General features: G+C 64.9%; 5 protein-coding genes. All 5 read left to right on the plus strand.

Features of this window, described 5'->3' with window-relative positions; all coding sequences use genetic code 11:
* Positions 1 to 39: 39 nt before the first annotated feature.
* The 5 genes from NUV94_06620 (at position 40) to NUV94_06640 (ending at position 4,550) form a co-directional block, all read left to right on the plus strand.
* The gene (locus NUV94_06620; protein ID MCR4392424.1) at positions 40 to 348 is read left to right on the plus strand and encodes a hypothetical protein; all 309 of its coding nucleotides are present in this window, start codon (positions 40 to 42) and stop codon (positions 346 to 348) included.
* Positions 349 to 423: 75 nt separating this feature from the next.
* Positions 424 to 1,743, plus strand: coding sequence for a sn-glycerol-3-phosphate ABC transporter substrate-binding protein UgpB (gene ugpB / locus NUV94_06625; GenBank protein MCR4392425.1), 1,320 nt, complete (start codon positions 424 to 426; stop codon positions 1,741 to 1,743).
* A gap of 67 nt (positions 1,744 to 1,810) precedes the next feature.
* Positions 1,811 to 2,695 (plus strand): sn-glycerol-3-phosphate ABC transporter permease UgpA, encoded by an 885-nt coding sequence (gene ugpA / locus NUV94_06630; GenBank protein ID MCR4392426.1) that lies wholly within the window; start codon positions 1,811 to 1,813, stop codon positions 2,693 to 2,695.
* Positions 2,696 to 2,706: 11 nt separating this feature from the next.
* On the plus strand, positions 2,707 to 3,555 hold the full coding sequence (gene ugpE / locus NUV94_06635) for a sn-glycerol-3-phosphate ABC transporter permease UgpE (GenBank protein MCR4392427.1): 849 nt from the start codon (positions 2,707 to 2,709) through the stop codon (positions 3,553 to 3,555).
* 65 nt (positions 3,556 to 3,620) lie between these two features.
* Positions 3,621 to 4,550 carry a glycerophosphodiester phosphodiesterase gene (locus NUV94_06640; GenBank protein MCR4392428.1) on the plus strand — a complete coding sequence of 310 codons (930 nt, stop codon included), beginning with the start codon at positions 3,621 to 3,623 and terminating at the stop codon, positions 4,548 to 4,550.
* The last annotated feature ends 112 nt before the right edge of the window (positions 4,551 to 4,662 follow it).

Raw genomic sequence — 4,662 nt, forward strand, 5'->3', positions numbered from 1 at the left:
TACGTGGTGGGCGGGTACCTGCGGGGGGTCTCCTTCGCGATGGTGGGCCCTCTGGCCGGTCAGGCCCTGGAAGGGGTGTACTTCGACCTCGCGTTTCTGGGAGCCAATGGGATTTCTCTTGAACATGGGATCACGATCCCCTCCCTGGAAGAGGCGGAGACGGCGGCGGAGATCGTGCGTCATGCCCGGCGGGTGGTGATCGTGGCCGACCACACCAAGTTCGGGGTCGTGACCCATGGGAGGATCGCCGACCTTGAGGAAGTGGACGTGATCGTGACCGACGAGGGCCTCAACAACGAGATCCGGTCAGCACTAGCTAGCCTTGAGCTAGAGGTGTACTCCGTGTAAGGGAAGGGGGTGAGAGGGGGGAGTAGTTGTAGGGCATCGCACGACGATTCAGAGGGAGCAAACGAGGAGGTAACGATGAAGCGTTTCTTGGTTCTGGTGTTAGCGATGGCCACGATTGGCGGGCTCGCGGTGGGACAGGGGAAGGTGACAATCGAGTTCTGGCACGCGGCCACCGGGGCTCTGGCGGACGCTCTGAACACGGTGGTCAACGATTTCAACAACTCCCAGACGACCTACTTTGTGAACGCGGTGTACAAGGGCTCGTATGCCGAAACGATGTCCGCGGCGATCGCGGCGTTCCGGGCCGGCAAGCCCCCGCACATCGTGCAGATCTTCGAAGTCGGGACGGCGACGATGATGGCCGCCACCGGGGCCATCTACCCGGTGTACCAGCTCATGGCGGACACGGGGGTACCGTTCGACCCCGAGCAGTACATCGCCCCGGTGAAGGGCTACTACAGCGATGCCGCGGGTCGGATGGTCTCCATGCCGTTCAACAGCTCGACCGCGGTGCTGTGGTACAACAAGGACGCGTTTCGGGCCGCAGGGCTCGATCCGGACAACCCGCCGCGGACGTGGGCCGAAGTGCGGGCCGCGGCCAAGAAGATCGTCGAGACGGGTGCCGCCAAGATCGGCCTCTCCTGCGCCTGGCTCACGTGGACCCAGTTCGAACAGTTTGGGGCCATCCACAACACCCCGTTTGCGACCCGAGCCAACGGGTTCGAGGGCATGGACGCGGTGCTCGAGCTCAACCACCCCCTGTACGTCCGGCATCTCCAGACCCTGATCGACATGGCCAAGGAGGGCTCGTTCACGTACGGCGGGCGGGATGCCACGCCGGATGCGCTCTTCCCTTCCGGGGAGGCGGCGATGCTCATCGCCTCCTCGGCCCTGCGGGCCCGCGTCGCCCGCGAGGCCAAGTTCGAGTGGGGCGTGACATACCTCCCCTACTACGATGACGCGGTCCAGATCCCGCACAACTCGATCATCGGCGGGGCCTCGCTGTGGGTCATGCGCCGGCCAGATGCCAGCCTTGAGCTGTACAAGGGCGTGGCCGAGTTCTTCCGGTTCATCAGCCAGCCGGAGGCCGATGCCAAGTGGCACATGACGACGGGGTACGTGCCGCTGACGTTCGGAGGGTACGAGGTGGCCAAGGCTGAAGGGTACTACGACCAGAACCCGGGCGCCGATATCCCGATCTTGCAGCTCGCGCGGCCCAATCCGACAGAGAACACGCGGGGGCTCCGGCTCGGGAACCTCCCGTCGATCCGGACGGTGATCTACGAGGAGGTGGAGAAAGCCCTCCAAGGCCAGCAGACGGCGCAGCAGGCCCTCGATAACGTGGTGAAGCGGGGCAACGCCATCCTCCGCGAGTTCGAGGCCACCCACAAGTAACGGACCCTTCGGTGGGGCGCACCGCGGTGGAGGGTGCGCCCCACCTCCCTGTTGGGGGTGAGGGACTGTGGGCGATCGTCCGGTGTTCTCGAATAAGCTCCTCCCGTACTTGCTCGTGGCGCCGCAGGTCATCGTCACCGCGGTGTTCTTCGTCTGGCCGGCGTCGCAGGCGATCTACCAGGCCGTGTTGCGTAGCGATCCGTTCGGGTTGCGGACGCGGTTCGTCGGGTTTGCCAACTTCACAGCGCTCTTTTCCGATCCGTACTACCTAGGATCCGTCCGCCTTTCGTTCCTCTTTTCCGCAGCGGTGGCATTGGCCGCGATCTCGGCCGGGCTCCTCTTCGCGGTGATGGCGAACAAGCCGATCCGGGGCGCCCAGGTGTACAAGACCCTTCTCATCTGGCCCTACGCCCTTGCCCCCGCGGTGGCCGCGGTCCTGTGGCTGTTCTTGTTCCAGCCATCGATCGGCATCATCGCCAGGGCCCTCCAAGGGGTGGGGATCCCGTGGAATTACACCCTTAACGGGACCCAGGCCCTGTTCCTCGTGATCCTGGCCTCCGTCTGGAAACAGGTGAGCTACAACTTCATCTTCTTTTTGGCCGGGCTTCAGGCGATCCCGAAGTCGCTCGTCGAGGCGGCGCGGGTGGACGGCGCCGGATCGCGGCGCGTGTTCTGGTCGATCATCTTCCCCCTCCTCACCCCGACCACGTTCTTCCTCCTCGTCATGAACACGGTCTACGCTTTCTTTGACACGTTCGGGGCCATCGATGCGTTGACGAAGGGCGGCCCGGGGAAGGCCACGGAGACGATGTGCTACAAGCTATACGTGGATGGTTTCAAGAACTTCCAGATCAACAGCTCGGCGGCCCAATCCGTTGTCCTGATGGTCCTGGTCATCCTCCTGACTGCTGTTCAATTCCGGTTCATCGAGCGCCGGGTCCACTACGTATGAGGAGGGTACACATGCCAAAGCGGTTCCCACAGAACTGGCTTGCGCACGTGGTGCTCCTCCTTGGGGTGGCGATCCTCGCGTTCCCGGTGTACATGGCGGTGGTGGGCTCGACCCACGATGCGGCCACGATCGGGCGCGGCCGGATGCCTCTCACCCCCGGGCCGTATGCGGCCTACAACTACGCCCAGGCCTGGGCCTACGGCACCGGGGAGCGTGTGTCGGGGACCCCGGTCCGGATCATGATGCTGAACTCCTTCCTCATGGCCATCACCATCGCCATCGGCAAGATCGCGGTCTCCATCCTCGCTGCCTATGCGGTCGTGTTCTTTCGGTTTCCCCTCCGGATGTTCTTCTTCTGGCTGATCTTCATCACCCTGATGCTGCCCCTCGAGGTCCGGATCATCCCGAGCTACAAGGTCATCTCCGACTTCGGCCTCATCAACACGTTCGCGGGGTTGACCATCCCCCTCATGGTCTCCGCCACCGGGACCTTGCTCTTCCGGCAGGTATTCCTCACCATCCCGAAGGAGCTCCTGGACGCGGCGAAGATCGACGGGGCGGGCCCCATGCGGTGCCTGTGGTCGATCATCCTCCCCTTGGGGCGGCCGAGCATCGCCGCCCTGTTCGTGATCCTGTTCGTGTACGGTTGGAACCAGTACTTGTGGCCCCTCCTCATCACCACCGAGCGGAACATGGACACCGTGGTCATCGGGATCGTGAAGATGTTGGGTACGTCGGAATCCCTCATGGACTGGAACCTCGTCATGGCCACCACGGTCATGGCCATGGCCGTCCCGATCTTTATCGTGATCTTGCTGCAGCGGTGGCTTGTGAAGGGCTTGGTGGAGACAGAAAAATGATGCTTATTCCAGGAAAGCAGCGGCGAAAGGGCGCTCGGCCCGGGGGTAGCGAGAGGACTATGGGGTTGAGGGTCTGGCGGGGCCTGGGCCTGGGCCTCGGGCTTGCCGTGGCCTGGGCTGGGGGTGTGGGATGGTCGGATCCGGTGCCTGAGGGGGTGGAAGTGAACACGGTACTGGTCATTGCCCATCGCGGGGCGCGGTCGGTGGCCCCGGAGAACACGCTGGCCGCAGCCAAGGCGGCGTGGGAGCTCGGGGCGGATGCATGGGAATTCGACGTGCAGATGACAAAAGACGGGGAGCTCGTCCTCGTGCACGACGACACCCTTGCCCGCACCACGAATGCCCGGGAAGTGTTCCCCGACCGTTCCCCATGGGGGGTTGGTGACTTCACCCTCGAGGAGATCCGGTGCTTGGACGCCGGGTCGTGGTTCGTGGCCCAGGATCCGTTCGGGACCATCGCCTCCGGGGAAGTCCCCCAGGACCAGGCTGAGGCCTACCGCGGGGAGCGGATTCCCACTCTTCGGGAGGCCCTCCTCCTCACGGGGGAGCTCGGGCTCCTGGCCAACGTAGAGCTCAAGGGCACCCGTTCGTTCGTTCTCTCCCCGCGGGACCGGGACGTCGTGGAGCGCACCGTGGCGCTAATCCGCGAGCTCGGGATGGGGGGGCGGGTCATCGTTTCCTCGTTCGACCACGAGATGATCCGGCACCTGAAACGGATCGCCCCGGAGATCGCCGGGGCGCTCCTCGTGTCCAGCATGCTGTACGATCCGGTGGCCTACCTCCGCGAGGTCGGGGCCGATGCCCTGAACCCCAGGGCCACCGCCTACGATCCGGCGAGGGCACGCGCCCTGCGCCAGGCCGGGTTCGGGGTGTACGTGTGGACGGTGAACGAGCCCACCGAGCTCTCCCGGTTCGCCCGCGAGCCGGACGTGTCCGGGATCATCACCGACTGGCCGCAGCGGCTGCTAGCGATCCTTGGGCGGAGCAAGGGTTGAGCTCGGCGTGAACCGCGGGAACTCAGGAGGGCGGGCAAGGCGTGTGTTGGCCCTGGCCGAGGTCGGCAGCGTAGCCGGGGGCGATCGCCCCGAGGTTCGGGATCCCGTACGC

It is taken from the genome of Candidatus Acetothermia bacterium, assembly GCA_024653305.1.
GTDB lineage: Bacteria > Bipolaricaulota > Bipolaricaulia > Bipolaricaulales > Bipolaricaulaceae > JACIWI01.

Excerpts from the sequence above, each read along its gene's own strand:
- ugpB (MCR4392425.1), top strand. The coding sequence starts at position 424 with ATGAAGCGTTTCTTGGTTCTGGTGTTAGCGATGGCCACGATTGGCGGG.
- NUV94_06620 (MCR4392424.1), top strand. The coding sequence starts at position 40 with ATGGTGGGCCCTCTGGCCGGTCAGGCCCTGGAAGGGGTGTACTTCGAC.
- ugpE (MCR4392427.1), top strand. The coding sequence starts at position 2,707 with ATGCCAAAGCGGTTCCCACAGAACTGGCTTGCGCACGTGGTGCTCCTC.